The organism is Bradyrhizobium sp. 155 (assembly GCF_023101105.1).
Classification (GTDB): domain Bacteria; phylum Pseudomonadota; class Alphaproteobacteria; order Rhizobiales; family Xanthobacteraceae; genus Bradyrhizobium; species Bradyrhizobium canariense_D.
The window spans coordinates 2,445,386-2,465,632 of sequence record NZ_CP064704.1 but is presented as its reverse complement, the minus strand read 5'-3'; the positions used below and the strand labels follow the sequence as shown (position 1 = coordinate 2,465,632).

Annotated in this window: 16 protein-coding genes and 1 pseudogene; 5 read left to right on the top strand and 12 right to left on the bottom strand. The window is 63.9% G+C overall.

The features are described 5' to 3' along the window. Nucleotides 1-109: 109 nt before the first annotated feature. A pseudogene (locus tag IVA93_RS11985) lies at nt 110-426 on the top strand (c-type cytochrome). A 6-nt stretch (nt 427-432) separates the two neighbouring features. Here the strand turns inward: IVA93_RS11985 and IVA93_RS11980 are convergent. The 5 genes from IVA93_RS11980 to IVA93_RS11960 all read right to left on the bottom strand — a co-directional run bounded on the left by IVA93_RS11980 (nt 433) and on the right by IVA93_RS11960 (nt 7,143). Next, the gene (locus IVA93_RS11980) at nt 433-1,536 is read right to left on the bottom strand and encodes an ABC-type transport auxiliary lipoprotein family protein (RefSeq protein WP_247541610.1); all 1,104 of its coding nucleotides are present in this window, start codon (nt 1,534-1,536) and stop codon (nt 433-435) included. Nucleotides 1,537-1,539: 3 nt separating this feature from the next. After that, nucleotides 1,540-2,307 carry an ABC transporter ATP-binding protein gene (locus tag IVA93_RS11975; RefSeq protein ID WP_247541608.1) on the bottom strand — a complete coding sequence of 256 codons (768 nt, stop codon included), beginning with the start codon at nt 2,305-2,307 and terminating at the stop codon, nt 1,540-1,542. Nucleotides 2,308-2,309: 2 nt separating this feature from the next. Beyond that, nucleotides 2,310-3,446 carry an ABC transporter permease gene (locus tag IVA93_RS11970; protein ID WP_247541607.1) on the bottom strand — a complete coding sequence of 379 codons (1,137 nt, stop codon included), beginning with the start codon at nt 3,444-3,446 and terminating at the stop codon, nt 2,310-2,312. 103 nt (nt 3,447-3,549) lie between these two features. Beyond that, nucleotides 3,550-6,243: a bifunctional acetate--CoA ligase family protein/GNAT family N-acetyltransferase gene (locus tag IVA93_RS11965; RefSeq protein WP_247541606.1), complete on the bottom strand. Its 2,694-nt coding sequence runs from the start codon at nt 6,241-6,243 to the stop codon at nt 3,550-3,552. A gap of 69 nt (nt 6,244-6,312) precedes the next feature. Next, nucleotides 6,313-7,143, bottom strand: a complete 831-nt coding sequence (locus IVA93_RS11960; RefSeq protein ID WP_247541605.1) for a universal stress protein — start codon at nt 7,141-7,143, stop codon at nt 6,313-6,315. A gap of 192 nt (nt 7,144-7,335) precedes the next feature. Between IVA93_RS11960 and IVA93_RS11955 the strand changes: the two genes are divergently transcribed. Both IVA93_RS11955 and IVA93_RS11950 read left to right on the top strand, forming a co-directional pair. Continuing rightward, nucleotides 7,336-8,868 carry a bifunctional aminoglycoside phosphotransferase/ATP-binding protein gene (locus IVA93_RS11955; protein ID WP_247541604.1) on the top strand — a complete coding sequence of 511 codons (1,533 nt, stop codon included), beginning with the start codon at nt 7,336-7,338 and terminating at the stop codon, nt 8,866-8,868. A 12-nt stretch (nt 8,869-8,880) separates the two neighbouring features. Continuing rightward, the gene (locus IVA93_RS11950) at nt 8,881-9,852 is read left to right on the top strand and encodes a CHAD domain-containing protein (protein ID WP_247541603.1); all 972 of its coding nucleotides are present in this window, start codon (nt 8,881-8,883) and stop codon (nt 9,850-9,852) included. Nucleotides 9,853-9,903: 51 nt separating this feature from the next. Here the strand turns inward: IVA93_RS11950 and IVA93_RS11945 are convergent, their stop codons facing one another. The 3 genes from IVA93_RS11945 to IVA93_RS11935 all read right to left on the bottom strand — a co-directional run bounded on the left by IVA93_RS11945 (nt 9,904) and on the right by IVA93_RS11935 (nt 12,734). Further along, entirely contained in the window at nt 9,904-10,362 is a 459-nt protein-coding gene (locus tag IVA93_RS11945; protein ID WP_371827135.1) for a RidA family protein, read from the bottom strand. 19 nt (nt 10,363-10,381) lie between these two features. Continuing rightward, a complete protein-coding gene (locus IVA93_RS11940; RefSeq protein WP_247541602.1) occupies nt 10,382-12,073 on the bottom strand; it encodes a benzoate-CoA ligase family protein in 1,692 nt (563 codons plus the stop codon). A 142-nt stretch (nt 12,074-12,215) separates the two neighbouring features. Beyond that, nucleotides 12,216-12,734, bottom strand: coding sequence for a MarR family winged helix-turn-helix transcriptional regulator (locus IVA93_RS11935; protein ID WP_247452889.1), 519 nt, complete (start codon nt 12,732-12,734; stop codon nt 12,216-12,218). Nucleotides 12,735-12,984: 250 nt separating this feature from the next. Here IVA93_RS11935 and IVA93_RS11930 point away from each other — a divergent pair, with 250 nt between their 5' ends. Together IVA93_RS11930 and IVA93_RS11925 are read left to right on the top strand one after the other, a co-directional pair. Further along, complete coding sequence (locus tag IVA93_RS11930) at nt 12,985-14,160, top strand: ABC transporter substrate-binding protein (protein WP_247541601.1); 1,176 nt, start codon at nt 12,985-12,987, stop codon at nt 14,158-14,160. Nucleotides 14,161-14,189: 29 nt separating this feature from the next. Continuing rightward, nucleotides 14,190-14,645: a cupin domain-containing protein gene (locus IVA93_RS11925; protein WP_007601580.1), complete on the top strand. Its 456-nt coding sequence runs from the start codon at nt 14,190-14,192 to the stop codon at nt 14,643-14,645. Nucleotides 14,646-14,654: 9 nt separating this feature from the next. Here the strand turns inward: IVA93_RS11925 and IVA93_RS11920 are convergent, their stop codons facing one another. The 4 genes from IVA93_RS11920 to IVA93_RS11905 all read right to left on the bottom strand — a co-directional run bounded on the left by IVA93_RS11920 (nt 14,655) and on the right by IVA93_RS11905 (nt 20,048). Next, nucleotides 14,655-15,905, bottom strand: coding sequence for a flavin-dependent oxidoreductase (locus IVA93_RS11920; RefSeq protein ID WP_247541600.1), 1,251 nt, complete (start codon nt 15,903-15,905; stop codon nt 14,655-14,657). A 55-nt stretch (nt 15,906-15,960) separates the two neighbouring features. After that, nucleotides 15,961-18,312: a bifunctional salicylyl-CoA 5-hydroxylase/oxidoreductase gene (locus tag IVA93_RS11915; RefSeq protein ID WP_247541599.1), complete on the bottom strand. Its 2,352-nt coding sequence runs from the start codon at nt 18,310-18,312 to the stop codon at nt 15,961-15,963. Between the two features lie 94 nt (nt 18,313-18,406). Continuing rightward, nucleotides 18,407-19,243 (bottom strand): enoyl-CoA hydratase family protein, encoded by an 837-nt coding sequence (locus IVA93_RS11910; RefSeq protein WP_247452905.1) that lies wholly within the window; start codon nt 19,241-19,243, stop codon nt 18,407-18,409. Nucleotides 19,244-19,286: 43 nt separating this feature from the next. Beyond that, entirely contained in the window at nt 19,287-20,048 is a 762-nt protein-coding gene (locus IVA93_RS11905) for an SDR family NAD(P)-dependent oxidoreductase (RefSeq protein ID WP_247375016.1), read from the bottom strand. Nucleotides 20,049-20,247 lie beyond the last annotated feature (199 nt).

Below are 20,247 nucleotides of genomic sequence, written 5' to 3'. Positions count from 1 at the left end.
GCCGCGCAGCTGCATTTTACTGCAGTGCGCCAAAGCCGGTTGACCCAGATCAATTTTGGAGGGAATCCCCGCCCTATTCTTCTCCCAGACTTAAACGGGGTCACTTTACATGCTGCAAGGAATGCTGCGTCACGGGTTGATCGGGTTGCTTCTGATGACGCCTGTCCTGGCTGCCCCGACCGCCGAACAAGGCGGCAAGGCCTTGCGCGAGCCCATTGCGCGCGCTGCCACGCGATCGACCGTGCGTCGAACAGTCCGCTCAAGATCGCACCGCCGCTGCGGGCCCTGCACAAGCGCTATCCCATCGAGAGCCTTGGGGAGGCGCTGGCTGAGGGCATCAACACCGGCCACGCCGACATGCCGGCCTTCGAGCTCAGTCCGGACCAGATCCACGATCTCCTGTCCTACCTCAAGACCCTGGAATAGCCGGCGTCACACCGCCTGCACCGTCCAGCCGATCAGCTCCTTCGCGATGCGCGTGAAGGCCCTATCGAACGCTGCGACCGCCATGGCCGGCACAATCTTGTCGAGTTTTTCGCTGGTCTCGACGAGACGCGAGGCGATCACCTTGCCGTTCTTGTCGACGATCCGCGCCGACAGCCCGATCTCGACCCGCGTCTCCCCCTCGGTGGCAATGCGGAAGCGCCTGATGTCGATCAGCAGCTGATAGTCCGCCTGCCCGAGATCGGCCGTGCGCAACGGCGCGTGGGCGATGTCGTAGTTCTCGAAACTGTCGATCAGACGCGCCTGTATCAGCTTGGGAATGCTGTCGGCCCAGAGGAAGTCCGCAAAGCCCGGATTATCGCCGCCCGGCGCGAACAGCATGCGCTGGGTCTGGAGCATGGCGACCGCTGTCGGCTCGGGGATGGCCAGTGACGCCGAGAGCGTCTTGCCGCCCGGACCGAGGTTCTGCGGCGTGCGCAGATCATAGGTGACTTTCTGCGCCGGCGTTCCGCCGCCGGTCATCTTCTCCAGGCCCGCCAAAATGCCGTCGATCTTGCCGGTGTTGCGCGCAAGCCCGTCGGAGAAGGTCTTGAGATTGGCGATGGTGTCCTTCAGCGGGCCCGAATTGTCCTCCAGCACGGTGTCGACCCGCCGCAGTGCATCGCGCGCGGCCTGCGTCATGCTCTGGCCCGCACCGGCCTCGGCAATCAAGGTCTGGGGCTCGCCGGATTTAGTGACGATGACGCCTCCCTCCAGCGTCACCACCGGCACGCCGGTCAGCCCCTGGAAATCGAGCCCGACCCTGCTGTCGGCACGCACCGGCGTGGTTGAAGCAACCGAGATCGTCGCATTGACAAAGCGTGGATTGTCCGGCGCAAGCCCGAGCTGGGTGACCTCGCCGACGCGGATGCCGTTGAACAGCACGCCGGCGCCGACCAGAAGACGGGGCACCGGGCCCTGGAATTGCACGTGATAGCTCGTGCGCGGCCCGATCCCGCCGGTGTTGTTCAGCCAATAGACGAAGCCGAACACCGCGAGGATCGCCGCCAGGACGAAACTGCCGATCAGCACGTAGGGAGCGCGGGATTCCATGTCTCATCTCATCTCGTGTTGCAGCATCTGCGAGCGCTTGCCGTGGAAATAGGCGCGCACCCAGGGATGCTCGGATTGCAGCAGTTCGCGCATCGGACCGATCGCCACGATCTTGCCGTCGGCGAGAGCGGCGACCCGATCGCAGACCGTTGTCAGGCTCGCCAGATCATGGGTGACCATGAACACGGTGAGGCCGAGGGTCTTTTGCAGCGTCCCGATCAGCGCATCGAAATCGCCCGCCGCGATCGGATCGAGGCCTGAGGTCGGCTCGTCCAGGAACAGAATCGGCGGATCGAGCGCGAGCGCGCGCGCCAGCGCCACGCGCTTGGTCATGCCTCCGGATAGCTCCGCCGGATATCTATCGGCATCCTGCGGCCGCAGCCCGACCATTTCGAGCTTGGCGATCGCGATCTCGTCCATCAGCTCCTGCGACAGGACGAGATTTTCACGGAGCGGAAGCTGGATGTTCTGCCGGACCGTCAGCGAGGAGAAAAGTGCGCCCTGCTGGAACAGGATGCCCCATGTCGTGGCGGCGCCTTCGGCTCGGCCGCCGATTGGCCGTCCCGTAACCTCGATGGTCCCGCCTTGGCGCGGGATGAGGCCGATGATGGTTCGCATCAGCACCGACTTGCCGCCACCCGACGCCCCCACGAGCCCGAGGATCTCACCCCGGCGTACGTCGAGCGTCAGATGATCGAGCACGGTCTGCCGGCCGAAGCCGACCACGAGGTCGCGGACGCGGATCGCGAACTGCTCTTGCGATTCGCCCATGATCACATTCCGATCGAGGCGAAGAAGATCGCGAACAGGCCGTCGAGCACGATCACCAGGAAAATCGACTTGACCACCGACGTCGTGGTCTGTCGTCCCAGCGATTCGGCGCTACCCTTCACGCGCAAGCCCTCGCTGCAGGCGACTACTCCGATCACCAGCGCCATGAACGGCGCCTTCAGGATGCCCACCTCGAAATGGGTGACCGAGATCGCCTCGTGCAGCCGCGCGATGTAGATCGCCGGCGCCATACCGCCGTAGAACTGCGCGACCAGGCCGCCACCATAGAGTGCGGCAATCGATCCGATGAAGGCAAGGATCGGCAGCGCAATCACCAGGGCCGCAACCCGCGGCAGAATCAGGACGTGGACGGGATCGAGGCCCATGGTCGAGAGCGCATCGATCTCCTCACGCATCTTCATCGAGCCGAGCTCGGCAGTGTAGGCGCTTCCCGAACGGCCGGCGACCATGATGGCGACGATCAGCACCCCGAGCTCGCGCAGCACCAGGATGCCGACCATGTCGACCGTGTAGGACTCCGCGCCGAACCTGCGGAAATGGAAGAATCCCTGCTGGGCGATGATGGCGCCGATCAGGAAGGTGATCAGCACGACGATGGGGATGGCCTGCCAGCCGATGCGGTAGAGCTGATAGATCAGCGATGTCAGCCGCAGCGAGCGCGGCCGGCGCAGCACGCCGATCACGGCCACGAACAACGCGCCCAGCATTTGGAGAAAGATCGTGACGTCTTCGCGCGCGCCGACCGTGGACTTGCCGAGATCGTTCAGTCTGAGCAGAATCGGGTTGGGTGCGGGCGCCGGCAGCGGCGTGTGGCGGTTGACCTGACGCACCTCCTCCATCAGGCCACTGAAATGGTCGGCGACACCGACAAATTCGGCCGGTCGACCGGATGATGAGGCCCTGCGCGATAGCTTTTCCAGGACCCAGGCGCCGAGCGTGTCGAGCGCACTGACGCCCGACATGTCGAGCGTCACGGCTCTGGATCGATCGACGTCTGCCCCGACCGACCGGGACAACGTCTCAAGCATCGACACGTTCGCGGCAATCCACGGCCCTTCCGGGCACAATTTCAGCTCTTCGTCGGAGGGCCTCGCCAGCAACAGCGGTTCGGAGTTCACGCTTCCACCTCATCGGGACAACCGGTCCCCATTCAGCCGGCAGTTCTAGGCCAGCATGGGGCGGCCGGCTTGACCTGTCTCAAGGCCAGCTGTAGCGGCGCGCTCAGAGCTTCAGCCTGACATCGCAGATATCCGGCTCGGTCGGATCCGGCGTCACATCGAAGCCGAGCTGGCGACACATCTCCAGCATGGTGGTGTTCTCCCTGAGAACATCACCCGAGATCGCTTTGAGGCCCTCCGATCTCGCGTAGTCGATGATCAGCTGCATCAAGGCCCATCCCAGACCCTTGCCCTTGAGGTCGGACCGCAGCAGGATCGCATATTCACCGCTCTCGTAGATCGAGTCCGAATGGAGTCGGACAACGCCGACCATCTCACCGGTCGCCTCGTCGAATGCGATAAAGGCCATCGCCCGCGCATAGTCGAGCTGGGTCAGGCGCGCGATGAACTCGTGGGTGAACTCCTTCATCGGCGCGAAGAAACGCAGACGAAGGTCGTGCGCCGTGACATGACGCAGGAATGCGTGGATGGTCGGCTCGTCCTCCGGACGCAGGGGCCGCGCGAAGATCCGCCAGCCCTCCTTGAGCTTGAGGCGGCGCTCCCATTGCGACGGATAGGCCCGAACGGCAAAGTTGGCGGCGCCGGAGCCGGCAAACTTCCGTTGCGGTAGCCCGACTACGACGCGAGCGTCGACCGCGGTCACGCCGGTTTCATCCGCCAGCAGCGGATTGATGTCGAATTCGCGGATCTCGGGAATGTCGGCGGCCATCTGCGCCAGCTTGACCAGGACCATGGCGACGGCGTCGGGCTTCACCGCCGGCACGTCCCGGTAAGCGCGAAGCAGCCGGGACACGCGCGTGCGGTCGATCAGGTCGCGGGCCAGTTGCAGATCGAGCGGCGGAAGCGCAAGCGCCTTGTCGTTGATGATCTCGACCGCGGTCCCGCCGCGGCCGAACACAACGACCGTGCCGAAGGTCGGATCGTCGGCGAGGCCCAGAATCAACTCGCGCGCCTTCGCCTTCACCACCATCGCCTGCACGATGACGCCCTCGATGCGGGCTTGCGGGCGCAGCTTGCTCGCCCGACCGAGAATATCAGTAGCGGCGGCGCGCACCGCCTCGACCGTCGTCAGATTGAGCACGACGCCGCCGACATCGGATTTGTGGACGATGTCGCGCGACATGATTTTCAGCACGACGGTGGCGCCTTGGGCGAAGATATCTTTCGCGTAGGCCACCGCCTGCTCGACATCGCCCGCGGCGTATGTGGGCACCATCGCGATATCGTACGCTTCGAGCAGGTGCTTGATCTCGACGGGTTCGAGCCATTGGCGGCCGTCTGCGATGGCAGCAGCTACGATCTGTCTTGCGGCACGTGCGTCCGGCACGAACGTGTCGGGCATTGCGGGTGGAACCTGGCTCAGTTCCTCCACGACTTCGCGGTGCCTCACGAGGTACATGAAGCCGCGCACGGCATCATCCTCGGTCGGATAGTTCGGGATGCCGGCGCCGGACAGTGTTTCGATGATGTTCTGGTCTGCTCCGATCCACGAGGCGAGCACGGGCTTGGCCCAATTGCGGTGCTTCTCGCGATATGCCTTGACGCGTTCGGTCACCATCGTTGCGATATCGGCAGCCGAGGCGATCGCGGTCTGCACGTTGAGGACGAGGACCGCATCGTTGTCGGGATCGGCAAGCAACACGTCGAGCGCCGCCGCATAGCGCGACGCATCGGCGTCGCCCACGATGTCGACGGGATTTGCGCCGGACCAGGTCGGCGGCAGCGCGTCATCGAGTTTCTTGCGGGCGTCCGACGAGATGGTCGCCGGAATGCCGCCGAGCTCGACCAATCGATCGATGGCGAGGACACCGATGCCGCCGCCATTGGTCAGGATGGCGAGGCGCTTTCCCGCCGGCGACTCGACGCGGCCGAGCGTCTCGGCGCAATCGAACAGCTCGCGCAGATCGGAGACCCGCAGGACGCCCGCGCGGCGGAACGCCGCGTCGTAGACGGCGTCGGCGCCCGCAAGCGCACCGGTATGCGTGGCAGCCGCCCTCGCGCCCTGCGCCATTCGCCCGGACTTCACCACGACAACGGGCTTCACACGCGCCGCGGCCCGCGCGGCCGACATGAACTTGCGCGCGTCCTTGATGGCCTCGATATAGAGCAGGATCGCGCGGGTCTTGTGATCCATCGCGAAATAGTCGAGCAGATCGGCAAGATCGACGTCGATTTGATCGCCGATCGAGACGATGCCGGAGAAGCCGACGCCGCGCTGCGCGGCCCAATCGACCATGCCGGCCGCGATCGCCCCCGATTGCGAGATCAGCGCGAGATTCCCGGGCCCCGGCATGTGCGCGGCAAAACTCGCGTTGAGGCTCACGCCGGGCATCATGATGCCCAAGCAGTTCGGCCCGATCAGCCGCATGCCGTATTTGCGGGCCGCAATGATGGCGGCCTCGTGCAGGGACCCCGGTCCGTGGCCGAGCCCGGCCGAGACAATCAGGGCACCCGCCGAGCCGCGCCGCCCGGCTTGATCGACAATGCCGGGAACCGCGCGCGCCGGCGCGGTGATGATCACAAGCTCGGGCAAGAACGGCAATTGATCGAGGCTGTCCACGGCCGCGACGCCGCCGATCTCGGCATGGCGCGGATTGACGAGGCCGAACTGTCCCGTGAATCCGGCCTTACGGATGTTCTCCAGAACGGCGCGTCCAACGGAGACCGGGCGGGCGCTCGCACCGACGAGCGCAACCGAACGCGGCGACAGCAGGTTCTTCAGACGATAGATTGACATGAAAGCAAATGCGCCCGGTCGGTGGCGGTTCCGATGGTTGACGATCAGGCCGATAAACTGGCGACCCGCCTAGTACGAGAGCATAACCCAGCACGGTGGTTCGCCAATGACGGTCTTTGTCACACCGCCCCAAACGATCTCGTTCAGGCGCGAATGATGGTAGGCGCCCATCACGATCGCATCGATGGCATGGGAATTCGCCCAGCTTCCGAGCACCTTGCCAATCGAGCTGCCGTTGCCCTTCGCGGTTTCGAACGAGGCGTAGACCCCGTGTTCCCTCAAATGGTCGACGAGAGCCGTGCCGGATTGCACGATCGCGTCGGACTTGTCGTCCGCCACGGTCACCACGCGGACCAGGGCTGCTGCCTGAAGGATAGGCAGCGCATCGCCGACCGCCCGCGCCGCACGCGCCGAGTGATCCCAGGCGATCATGACGTTCTCGAATTCCGGTCGCAGTTCGTCCACATGCTGCTCCGGGCAAAGCAGCACTGGCCGCCTGGATTCGAACAGGAGCGTCTCGATGATGTGCTCGGTTCGGCTGTCGTGTGGCGTCACGGGGAGCAGCGTGAGATCGCTGAAGCGTCCGTGCTCGGCCAGGACTGACGCGATCTGGTCTGCCGGCACCTTGGCCGACCGGCTTTGAGCGCGAATGCCGGTGCGGGAGGTTGCACGGGTGAACGCATCCAGGAGGTGCTGACTGTCGCCCGCGCCAACCGACCCGTTTGCCTCGGCCGCATCGGGGAGCGTCACCTTCGGCCGCACGAAGACATCCTCCTCGAGTGCCAGCGCGGTGATCCTGGCGCCGAGGTCGGCGGCAACGGCCACGCATTTCTCGATCGCAGCAAGGGCCGGGCCGCGTGGCTGGCCAACGAGCGGCAGAAAGACGTCCTTGATGGGCATCAGGATTCTCCTTGACCACCAGAATAGGCCGGCTTTGGTCGGGACGCTTGATCCTCGTCAAGCCCGGGAACTCCGACCGGTCGGAAGGAGACAGGCGTTGACCGAAGTCAAGGACTGGTCGCGATCTGCTTCTATGGATTACCCTGATTGCCGGCGGGCCGCCTTCCGACGCATCTGGATGTACCAGCTGGAATGACAAACGATTCTGCGACCCTGGACCGGATCTTTGCGGCGCTCACCAATTCCGCGGGTCATCCGAACGTGAGGCGGATCGATACGCACGCAGCTTCGGTCTTTCTCGAAGGCAGACGCGCCCTGAAAATCAAGCGCGCCGTGCAGTTTCCATTCCTCGATTACTCAACGCTCGAGAAGCGCAAGGCGGCGTGTGAGGAGGAGATCAGGATCAACCGGCCGCTGGCGCCGCAGATCTATCACCGCGTCGTGGCGATCACGGAAGAGCCCGATGGATCGGTGAAGGTCGACGGAAGCGGCCGGCCGATCGAGTATGCGGTCGACATGTTGCGCTTCGACGAAAACCGGACGCTGGATCATCTGGCCAAGGCCGGAGCGCTGGATGACACTTTTGCCTCGGCTGTCGCCAACGCGATCGCGGCTTCGCATGCGCAGGCTGTTCGCGCCGACGGCTACGCATGGGTTTCCTCCATCCCCGGCCTGATCGATGGCAACAGCAATGGCCTGCGGACCGGCAATCATTTCGAAGCCGAAGAGATCGCAGAACTCGGCAGAGACTCGCAAGCAATATTCCTCCGCCTCCGGCCTTTGCTCGAAGAGCGCGGCCGTCAAGGCTTCGTGCGCCGCTGCCATGGCGACCTGCATCTTGCGAACATCGTGTCGATCGACGAGCGGCCGGTGCTGTTCGATGCCATCGAGTTCGACGCCCGGATCGCAACCACCGACGTGCTCTACGATCTCGCATTCGGATTGATGGACCTGTTGCACCACGATCAGCCACGCGCGGCCAATATCGTGCTGAACTGCTATCTCGCCGCGACTCCGGTCGAAAATCTCGACGCGCTCTCCGCACTGCCGCTGTTCATGTCCATCCGGGCGGCGATCCGCGCCCAGGTCGCGCTGGCACGGCTGAAGCCGCCGCATTCCGATGATCCCAGTATTCTCGACCAGGCACGACGCTATTTTGGCCTCGCCCGCGCGCTGATCCAGCCGCCCGCTCCCCGGCTGATTGCAATCGGCGGATTGTCAGGCACCGGAAAGACGATTTTGGCACGCGCGCTCGCGCCGGACGTTACGCCGCAGCCGGGGGCCGTCGTGCTGCGCAGCGACCTCATCCGCAAGCAGATGTTCGGGGTCGAGCACACGGACCGGCTGCCGGCATCCGCATACACGCCGGAGGTTACAGGCCGCGTTTACGACATGTTGGCTCGGCGCGCCGGGCGGGTGCTGGCGCAAGGCCATTCAGCGATCATCGACGGCGTGTTCGCCCGGGAGGACGAACGAGACGCGGTCGCCGCACTGGCGCGCGAGCGCAACTTGCCGCTGAACGGCCTATTTCTGGTTGCGGACCTCGCGACCCGGCAGGCGCGGATCGGCGGCCGCCGGGGCGACGCATCCGACGCCACGCAAGAGGTTGCCGCACTGCAAGAGCACTACAATATCGGCCATGTCGGTTGGGCGACCATCGATGCATCCGGGACGCAAGACCAGACGCTCCAGAACTGCCGGGACGCGATCGCCGAGAGCAAGTAAGGCAATCTGCAAATGGCGCGACCCAACACGAATTCGACGGCCGCGCGCGTCAAGCCTGCGGCGAGGCGCAATGCCCTGCCCGGCCGCCTCAGCCCCGGCATGGTCTGCGACACGGCGTTCCGGATCATCGCCCGCCGTCACCTCGCCGCCGTTCGCGCCCAGCATGACGGCACCTGCCGCGGCGATCCCGAGGCACTGCACCAGATCCGGATTGCACTGACGCATCTGCGCACCGCCATCCGCTTCTTCTCGCCGATGGTCGACGACGCCCTTCGGCCGGAGGTCTGGACCGAACTGAAATGGCTGAACAGCCAGCTCGGCATGGTGCGGGACCTCGACGTGGCGATCGAGCGGGTCATCGCCGAAAGTGGCGGCGAGTTGACCGTGATTGCCGAGCTCCAGCACTGGGACGAGAAGCGCGCCGAGAGCCATCGCCAGTTGGCGCGCGCGCTGCAATCCGCGCGGTATCGCCATCTCGTCGCGCAGACGTCAGCCTGGATCGAGAGCGGCCCCTGGTCGACCCGGCGCAGCAAGGAAGCTATCAGGCTACGCCGCTGCACGCTCGCCGACCACGCAACAGCGAAACTCACGGAATGGGAAAAGACGCTGCTCAAGCAAGCGCGAAAATTGCGCGAGCTCGACGTCGAGAAACGGCACAAGCTGCGGCTTCTCAACAAGCGGCTGACCTATTCGATCGAGTCGCTCGAGGACCTGTTCGCAGACGAGTCGCTGACAAAGCAACAGTCGATCCTCAAGCAATTGCGCAAGGCGCAAAAGTCCCTCGGGCGATTGAATGACGATGCGCGAGGGCAAACCTTGGCGGCGTCATTGAACGAGGCCGTCCCCGAGGCGGGCATTCGCTTCCGCAACCGCAAGCGCGAAAAGAAACTGTTGCGGACCGCCTCGCGCGCCTACCGGAAACTCGACAAGGCCAAGCCGTTCCGCTCCGCCGATCTTGCGCCGGATGCGGAGCCTGAGGACTAGGTGATCTCGCCAAGGCGAACCTAAAAAAGGCGAGCTGGACAAGCCGTCGGTTCAGCGCGGAATGACGGCGGTGGCTTCGATTTCGACGCGCGCCGCCTTCTCGACGAGCCGGACGACCTGAACCAGCGCCATCGCCGGGTAGTGCGCGCCGAAGATGGCGCGGTAGGCCTTGCCGAGCTCTTTCAGGTTCGTCAGGTACTCGTCCATGTCGACGACGTACCAGGTCAGGCGCACCAGATGCTCTGGCTGCGCGCCGGCCTCCGCGAGGATCGCCGCGATGTTGCCTAGGGTTTGGCGCACTTGCGCGACAAAACCCTCCGCGAGACGCTCCTCGTCATCCCAGCCGATGACGCCGCCAGTGACGACGATGCGTCCCTCGGCGGCCATGCCGTTGGCATAGCCTTTCGGTACCGGCCAACCGGACGGCTGGAGCACCTGCGCCCTGGAGCGGGTTTTATCCTCGGCTGTTGTCGGCAGCACCGCGAGGTGCGGGCCTTTCGGCGTGGTCACTGACAATTTTCTATCCTTCTCATTCCGCCGCGACGCCGGAGGACGGCAGCGCGGTCTGCGCCAGTTGCCGCAGGGCAAAGCGCTTTAGTTTGCCGGTCTCGGTCTTCGGTAGCTGCGTCACGAACTCGATCGCGCGCGGATATTTGTAGGGCGCGATCTCGCGTTTGACATGCTCCTGCAACGCAGCCACGAGCTCGGCATCCGGCGTTACGCCCGGCGCGGCAACGACATAGGCCTTCACGATCATGCCGCGCGCCTCGTCTGGCGCGCCGACGACCCCGCATTCGACGACCGAGGGATGCGTGAGCAGCGCCGCCTCGACGTCCGTGCCTGCGATGTTGTAGCCGGCCGACACGATCATGTCGTCCGAGCGCGACTGATACCAGAAATAGCCGTCGCTATCCATCAGATAGGTGTCGCCCGTGATGTTCCAGCCGTTCTGGACGTATTTGCGTTGCCGCTCGTCGGCGAGATAGCGGCATCCGGTCGGCCCGCGGACCGCGAGCCGTCCCATCGTGCCCGGCGGCAAATCATTGCCGGAATCGTCGACGATCTTCGCTTCATACCCCGGCACCGGCTTGCCCGTCGCACCGGGGCGGATCTCGTCCTCGGTCGCGCTGATGAAGATGTGCAGCAGCTCGGTCGAGCCGATGCCGTCCATCAGCTTGATGCCGGTCGCCTTTAGCCAGGCATCGAATGTCGGCTTGGGCAGCGTCTCGCCGGCGGACACGCATTTGCGAAGCGAGGAAATATCGCGGCCCGGAAGCTTGCCAATCATCGCCCGGTACGCGGTCGGCGCGGTGAAGCAGACCGTGGTCTTATACTGCTCGATCGCATTCAGGATGTCGTCGGGCGCCGTCTTCTCCAGAACGACAAAGGAGGCGCCGATGTGCATCGGAAACAGCACGCCGCCGAAGCCAAACGTGAAGGCGAGCGGTGCCGAGCCGACGAAACGATCCTTCTGCTCCGCCCGCAGGATGTTGCGCGCATAACCATCGCAGACCGCCAGCATGTCACGGTGGAAATGCATGGTGCCCTTGGGATCGCCGGTCGTGCCCGACGTGAACGCGATCAGGCAGACGTCGTCGGATGCAGTATCGACGGCTTTGAACTCCGGGCTTGCATCCCCCATCAGCGCCTCGAGCGAGTCGCCGCTGCCGTTGCCCCAATAGACCACGCGCTTGAGGCCTGGGGCTGCGGCTTTCGCCTTCTCCATTTCCTCGGCGAGCTTGCCATCGCAGAGCGCGAGCGTGATCTCCGCCTTCTGGATCGGATAGGACAGCTCCTTGGCGCGCAACAGCGGCATCGTCGCCACGACGATGCCTCCGGCCTTGATCACCGCCAGATAGGTCGCGACCATCATCGGATTGTTGGCCGAGCGAAGCAGCACGCGCCCGCCGGTGACGAGACCAAGCTTGCCGACCAGCACATTGGCGATGCGGTTCACGAGCGTTTGCAGCTCACGATAGGTGTAGCTGACGGCGGGGCTGATCACGCAGGCAGCGTCCCCATGTCCCTGCTCGACCCAGCGGTCTAGGAAATAGCTGACGCAGTTCAGGCGGGGCGGATATTGCAGTTCCGGTCGTGTGAAGATGAATTCCGGCCAGAGCTCGCGTGGCGGAAGATGCTGCCGCGCGAACGCATCGACATGGGCTGTCGCGGCATTGTCGCCATGCGAGCCCGAGATTTGAACCTTGGCGGCGTTGGCCATCGCACGCTCCTTTCAGCATGGAAAGCACCCGGCAGCACTCGGAAACATTTTAGCTTAAAGCAATTTCGCGCAATAGCGGATTTTGGGCATCCCGTGCTTTTTCCGGCGGCAAACGGGATTGGTGGGTGCCTCAGCCGCGGACCTAAATCCGGCGGCGAGCGGCCGATTTCTGCGCCGATGCCTTGGTCTTGGCGAGCAGCCGCATCAATTCGCGCACATCCTTCGGCGTCAGATCGGCGAAGAGATCGGCGATCCAAGTTTCGTGTTCCGCGGCCATTCTGCGAAACTCGGCGCGACCGAGTTTAGTCAGCCGGATCACCTGGACGCGGCGGTCGGTCTCCGACGTGCGGCGGTCGAGATGACCGGATTCCACGAGGCGCTCGACCAGACCGGTGACGTTGCCGTTCGAGACCATCATGCGCTTAGAGACGTCGGACAGCGTCATGCCGTCGGGTGCCTTGTCGAGCTGCGCCATCAGGTCGAAACGGGGCAATGTGACGTCGAAGCGCTGCCGCAACCGGCCACGAACCTCGCCCTCGATCAGGGTCGTGCAGGTCAAGAGGCGTAGCCACAGCCGAAGCTCTTCGGCGTGATCCTCCGGAGTTTCGACGGCCTTGGTCTCGGAATCGAGCATGTTGATGCAGTCACTCACGGCCGGCATTGGCGCCCGGCACGGATCCCCCACGTTTTGAGCTTCAAATAAATCGACGCCGGCTGCAAGCGTAAAGCCGCAACAATCGACCGCATGCCGATTTCTTTAGGCTTCAAATAATTGGCGCGCCACTTGCATGCACCGCTGCCCGCCGGATGACGACACTTTGAGCTCGCTTGCCGCGGCAGCAATCATCGGCATAAACTTGGATTGAAGTAGCGGCTTGCAGCGCAAGTCCTGTTATCACGGGGGACAGATCATGAAGACGCAAATGACGTTGGCCGCGGCCGCCTTGCTGCTTGGCACCGCGGTGAGCCCTTCCCTCGCCCAGGAAAAAATCAAGCTGGGTGTGATCGTGACCCTGTCGGGACCCGCCGCTGCACTCGGCCAACAGGTTCGCGACGGCTTTGCGCTCGGGGTCAAGGATCTCGGCGGCAAGATGGGCGGTCGCGACCTCGAGGTCGTCGTGGTCGACGACGAATTGAAGCCGGACGCTGCGGTCACCAAGGTCAAGGGTCTGCTGGAGCGCGACAAGGTCGACTTCGTGGTCGGCCCGATCTTCTCCAACATCCTTCAGGCGATCCACCGGCCGGTGACGGAATCGAAAACCTTCCTGATCAGCCCCAATGCCGGCCCATCCACTTTTGCCGGCAAGGATTGCAACCCGTTCTTCTACGTGACCTCGTACCAGAACGATCAGGTGCACGAAATCCTCGGCAAGGTCGCGCAGGATCGCGGCTACAAGCGCATGTATCTGATGGTGCCGAATTATCAGGCCGGCAAGGACTCGGTCGCCGGCTTCAAGCTCGACTACAAGGGTGAGATCGTCGAGGAATCCTACATGCCGCTCAACACGCTCGACTTCCAGCCGGAGCTTTCCAAGATTTCATCGCAGAAACCGGATGCTCTCTTCACGTTCATGCCCGGCGGCCTCGGGGTCAATCTCGTGAAGCAATACAAACAGGCTGGCCTCGCCGACAGCATTCCGGTGCTCTCGGCTTTCACGGTGGATGAATCGACCTTGCCGGCGCAACAGGACGCTGCGGTCGGCATGTTCGGCGGCGCGAACTGGGCGCCCAATCTCGACAATCCCCAGAACAAGAAGTTCGTTGCCGCCTACGAGGCCGCCTATAACGGCGTGCCCGGCACCTACGCCTTCCAGGCGTATGATGCCGCGATGCTGATCGACAGCGCCGTCAAGGCCGTGAAGGGCGATCTCTCGAACAAAGATGCGGTCGCGGCCGCTCTGAAAAAGGCCGACTTCACCTCGCTGCGCGGCGCCTTCAAGTTCAACACCAATGGTTATCCGATCCAGGATTTCTACCTGACCAAGGTCGCCAAGCGCGCGGACGGCAAGTTCCAGACCGAGATCGTCCAGAAAGTCTTCGAGAATTACGGCGACCGCTACGCCAAGGACTGCAAGGCGGCGAACTAAGCCGCACGTCGCGTTGAGGGAGGATCACAATGAAGAGCGAAATCACCGGCATTACACGGGCCAATGAGGGAATCCAGGGCATCTCCTGGAACATTCTTGGCCAGACCTATGTGCCGAAGAGCAACACGGAGCACAGCTTCTCCTGGCATGCGACGCTGCCACCGGGCACGTTCGTGCCGCCGCACATCCATCCCGACCAGGATGAATATCTCTACATGCTGGAGGGCAAGCTCGATTTCATGCTCGGCAATTCCGAGTCGCAGGCGACCGCGGGCGACCTGATCCGGCTCGGCATGGGTGTGCCGCACGGCATCTTCAACAAATCGGAGCAGACCGCGAAGGTGCTGTTCTGGGTGTCACCGACCCGCAAGCTGTTCGACCTGTTCTGGGGCCTCCACAACATGAAGGAACAGAAGCCCGAGGACGTGGTGGCGATGGCCGCCGAGTTCAACATCCACTTCCTGCCGCCACCTCCCGGCGGCTAGCAGGGCATCTTAAGCCCGCACCGCCGCAAGTCCCGGCACTGCGGCGAAGCCGGCCTTGGTGGCATAGCCGCGCACGATCGCCTCGCGCTGGGAATAGCTCAGCACGTTGTCGACATTGTCGAAACCATCAGGCGCGAGCTGCTCGACGGCGTCGATGACGCCTTCGGGACCGCCACGCCTATTGGAGCGGACGATATCCGCGGTCATCGGCAGGCGCTTCTTTTCGTATTCAAGCAATGCCTGGCGCGGATGCTCGGCGCGCACCAGCGCGTCAGCGAGGCAGCGCGCGTCGAGGATGGCCTGCGAAGCGCCGTTGGAGCCAACCGGATACATCGGATGCGCGGCATCGCCGAGCAGCGTGACTCTGCCCGACGACCAATAGGGCAACGGATCGCGGTCGCAGGTCGGATATTCGTAGAACTCGGGCGTGGCCGAAATCAGGCTCTTCACGTCGACGTAAGGCACCGAGAAGCGCGCCACATGCGGCATCAGCTCCTCGCGACGGCCCGGCCGCGACCAGTCTTCCTTGCGTGGCGGCGGGGCATTGCCCTCGCCCACCTTCACCAGCACCGCCCAGTTGGTGAGGCGGCTCGCCGGACTCGATCCCTCCGCAATGGGATAGATCACCACCTTGGCGTTGAGGCCACCGGCGACGATCATCGACTTGCCGGTAAGGAATAGCGGCCAATCCCGCGCACCGCGCCACAGCATCAGACCGTTCCAGCACGGCGGCCCCTCGCTCGGGAACAGCGTGTCGCGGACCCGCGAATGGATGCCGTCGGCACCAATCAGGATGTCGCCGCGCGCGGTATGGATGTGCGCGCCTGAGCGGTCGAAGAAGTACGCGGTGACGCCGCTCTCGTCCTGCGTGAAGGCACCGAGGCGGCAGCCGGTGTGGATGGCCTCCGGCCCGAGCCGCTCCTCGACAGCCCGATGGATGACGCCCTGAAGGCGACCGCGGTGGATCGAGAATTGCGGCACATCGTGGCCGGCGTCGATGCCGCGGGCCTCGCGCCAGACTTCCTGGCCGTGACGGTTGAGGTAATAGAGCTGGTCGGTGCGGATCGCGACATCGTCAAGCTGCTGGAGCAAACCGAGGCCTGCCAGCTCGCGCATGGCATGCGGCAGCGTGTTGATGCCGACGCCAAGCTCGCGGATGGTGTCGGACTGCTCGAAGATCTCGCAAGCGAGGCCCCGCGAGGGCAGCATCAATGCGGTGGTGAGACCACCGATACCGCCACCGACGATAATCGCCTTCATCGCCCTCACTCCACTCGGTACACACCAGGCAACGCGGCCAAATTCGCACGGGCGGTCACTCCGCCGCAAGCGGCTTTGTCGCCTCCGCCTTGAGCTCGGCCCGGGTCTTGGGCTTAGCCTTAATTCTCAGCTCCTCGAGATCCTGCCGGTCGCGCACGCTGTTGCGGAAAATCTGATCTTTTCCGGGAAGATATTGCGGCGGGCAGAACGCGTCTCCCGCGCCGTACCAGGCCGCCGCCCGCATGGTGAAGAAGGGATCGACTAGATGCGGCCGCCCGAGCGCGACGAGGTCCGCCCGGCCCGCGGCCAGGATGGTGTTGGCCTGGTCCGCCGTCGTGATATTGCCGACGCACATCGTGGCCACGCACGCCTCATTGCGGACCTGGTCGGAGAACGGGGTCTGGAACATGCGGCCATAGATCGGCTGCGCATCGCGCACGGTCTGCCCGGTCGAGACGTCGACGAGATCGACGCCGGCCTCGGCAAAGGCGCGCGCGATCGCCACCGCGTCGTCGCCGCCGATGCCACCCTCGGCCCAGTCGGTCGCGGAAATGCGCACCGACATTGGCTTGTGCGACGGCCACACGGCCCGCAGCGCCTCGAAGATTTCGAGCGGAAAGCGCAAACGATTGGCGAGCGAGCCGCCATACTCATCCGTGCGGGTGTTCGTCAGCGGCGAGATGAAGCTCGCAAGCAGATAGCCGTGGGCGCAGTGCAATTCGAGCATGTCGAAGCCGCAGCGTTCGCCGCGCTCGGCCGCCGCGACGAAAGCATCTCTCACTACGTTCATGCCGGCCCGATCGAGCTCGCGCGGAACCTGACTGTCGGGGAAATAGGGCAGCGGCGATGCCGAAAACACCTCCCAGCCACCCTCCTCGAGCGGACGATCCATGCCGTCCCACATCAGCCTGGTCGCACCCTTGCGCCCGGCGTGCCCCAGTTGCAGGCAGATTTTTGCGGCTGAATTGGCATGGACGAAATCAACAATGCGCCGCCAGGATGCCTCCTGCTCGTCATTCCACAGTCCTGTGCAGCCGGGCGTGATGCGGGCGTCGCGGGCAACGCAGGTCATCTCCGTGAAGATCAGACCGGCGCCACCGATCGCGCGCGATCCGTAATGCACCAGGTGGAAATCGGTCGGCATGCCCTCCTTCGCCGAATACATGCACATCGGCGACACCACGGCGCGATTGGCGATCTCCATCTCGCGCAGCCGGAATGGCTGGAACAGCGGCACCATCGGCTTCTCGGTGTCGACGTCGAAACCGCTGTCACGAACACGCTTGGCAAACGATCTTTCGACCTCCGCCACGAAGTCGGGAGCGCGGAGTTTCAGATTGTCATAGGTGATCGCCTTCGAGCGCGTCATCACGCCGAAGGCGAACTGCACCGGATCGAAATCCCAGAAGCGGTCGACATGCTCGAACCAGACCAGCGAAACGTCGGCGGCGTGCTGCGTCTTCTCGACCTCCTCGCGCCGCCCGTGCTCATAGACGTCCAGCGCCGCCTTGATGCTGGGCGCCTTGTCCATCGCCTCGGCCAGCGCGATCGCGTCTTCCATTGCGAGCTTGGTGCCTGAGCCAATCGAGAAATGCGCGCTCGCCTTGGCGTCGCCGAGCAGAACCATGTTGTCCTTGACCCAGCGCTTGCTGCGGATCATCGGAAAGTTGCGCCACGTCGAGCGGTTGGTGAGCAGTTGGTGACCGTCGAGGAACCAGCCGAAAATCTCCGCCATTCGCGTAGCCGACTGGGTCTCGTTCAGCCCTGTCAGCCCGGCGCGTTCGAACGTCTCCGGATCGGTCTCGAAAATCCAGGTCGAGTGGCCGGCTTCATATTGATAGGCATGGGCGATGAACGGCCCCCACTCCGTCTCCTGGAAGATGAAGGTGAAGGCATCCAGCGGCCTGGTCGAGCCCATCCAGGCGAACTTGTTGGCACGCAGGTCGACTTCCGGCGCGAAATGATCGACGTATTTGTCACGGAAGCGGCTGTTGATGCCGTCCGCGACCAGGATGAGATCGGCGTCGGCGAAGCGGGATTCGTCTTCGACGTCCGCTTCGAAATTCAGGACGACGCCCAGTTCGCGCGCGCGCGCCTGGAGGATCAGGAGCAGCTTCTGCCGCGAGCAGCCACAAAAGCCGTTGCCGCCGACCCGATGGACCGTTCCGCGGAAGTGCACTGCGATGTCGTCCCAGTAGGCGAATTCCTGGGTGATGCGGCGATAGCTCGGAAGGTCGTGCTTCTCGAAATTATCGAGCGTGGCGTCCGAGAACACCACGCCGAAGCCGAAGGTGTCGTCGGCGCGGTTGCGCTCGTATACCGCGATCTCGGCGCTCGGTCGCTGCTTCTTGAGCAGGATTGCAGCGTAGAGACCCGCAGGTCCGCCACCGATGATCGCGACTTTCATGGGAGCCTCGCCAATTCAACCCGCCGAAACTATTTTAAGCCTAAACTAATCGCGCGCAAGTCCCCATTGCGGCAGGCTGACGGCAAAGCCCGGCTTAGTCGCCCCTGAAGACCGGCTTGACCTTGTTGGCAAAGGCCTCGAAGGCCCGTTCGAAATCGGCCGTCGTCATGCACAGCGCCTGAGCAATAGCCTCCGCCTCGATCGCCTCCTCCACCGACATCGCCCATTCCATGGCCAGCATCCGCTTGGTCATGGTGTTGGCGAAGGTCGGTCCCTCCGCGATTTGCTTGGCGAGCACTTGTGCCTGGGGCAGCACCTGCTCCGGGGTGACGAGGCGGCTGAAGAAGCCCCAGCGCTCGCCCTCCTCCGCGGTCATGAACCGGCCGGTGTAGAGCAACTCGGAAGCGCGGGACTGTCCGATGATCCGCGGCAGGATCGCGCAGGCGCCCATGTCACAACCGGCAAGGCCGACCTTGTTGAAGAGGAATGCTACCTTGGCCCCGCTCGCCGCAAGCCGCATGTCCGACGCCATGGCGATGATCGCGCCCGCGCCGGCACAGATGCCTTCAACCGCGGCAACGATCGGCTGCGGGCAGGCCCGCATCGCCTTGACGAGGTCGCCGGTCATCCGCGTAAACGCCGTCAGCCCCTTGGTGTCCATCTTCACGAGCGGACCGATGATCTCGAACACATCGCCGCCGGACGAGAAATTGGCGCCAGCGCCGGTCATGACGATGGACTTGACCGCATCGTCGAACGCGCAGGCGCGAAAGAAATCGGTCAGTTCGCGATAGCTCTCGAAGGTCAACGGATTCTTTCGTTCCGGACGATTGAGCGTCACGGTTGCAACACCATCGACGACGGCCAGCAGGAAGTGCTGCGGCGAATAGTCCGCAAGCGGTAAGGTCACGGGATTGGCTGGTCTGCTCATACGATCTCCTTGGCTTCCTTGCTCCGCGCCTTTGCCATGCGCGCTAAATCTCACCACCGGCAACAGCGATTGCCTGCCCGGTGATTGCGCCGGCGCCCTCGCCGCACAGCCAGAGCACGGCATCCGCGACCTCCCGAGGAGAGATCAATCGCCCTTGCGGATTATGTTTCGCGAGCTCAGCAATGGCCTGCTCGCGGCTCCGCCCCGTCTTTTTCATGATGTTCTCGATGCTGCCGGCGACGAGATCGGTGTCGGTGAAACCGGGACACACCGCGTTGACGGTCACGTTGCTGCCGGCCATCTCGAGAGCGAGAGACCGCACGAGACCGACCACAGCGTGCTTGGCCGCGGTGTAAGCACTGACATAGGCGTATCCCTTGAGCCCCGCCGTGGACGCGATCGCGACGATACGACCATAGGGACGGTCCTTCATCCCGGGCAGCACAGCGCTGACAGCATGGACCACGCCCATGAAATTGACATCCATCATGCGCGCGAACAGGGCGCTGTCGGATTTGGAGAACGGCGCAGACTCGGCGCTTCCCGCGTTGGCGATCAGAATATCGATCGGCTTCCGCGCGCTCGCGTCAGCGATGGCCGTTTTCAATGAGGTTTCGTCCGAGACGTCGGCGACGGCCGCAAAATGCGCTGCCCCTGCGCTGACAGCCTCTTCAAGCGTCGCAGCGTTCCGCCCAAGGACGGTCACCGTTGCACCGGCCTCGACGAGCGCTGCTGCGATGGCGCGACCAATGCCGCGACCGCCACCGGTCACCAGCGCGTGCGGCGAATGCGGTAATCCGGACATGCGCTGGCCTTCCTTGCATTCAGCTAATCGCTCTCTCGATATATTTTAACCTTCAAACTTTTGCAAACAAAGCTCGACTCGGCCGCAAACAGCCGCACGCCGGACCCCGGCCCGAAAATTGCTTTAAGTATAAAATTATCTCTTCCCATCCCTCACAGGCCTGTTAGCATCGAAGGGCCGGACAAAAGGATGTCGCGTG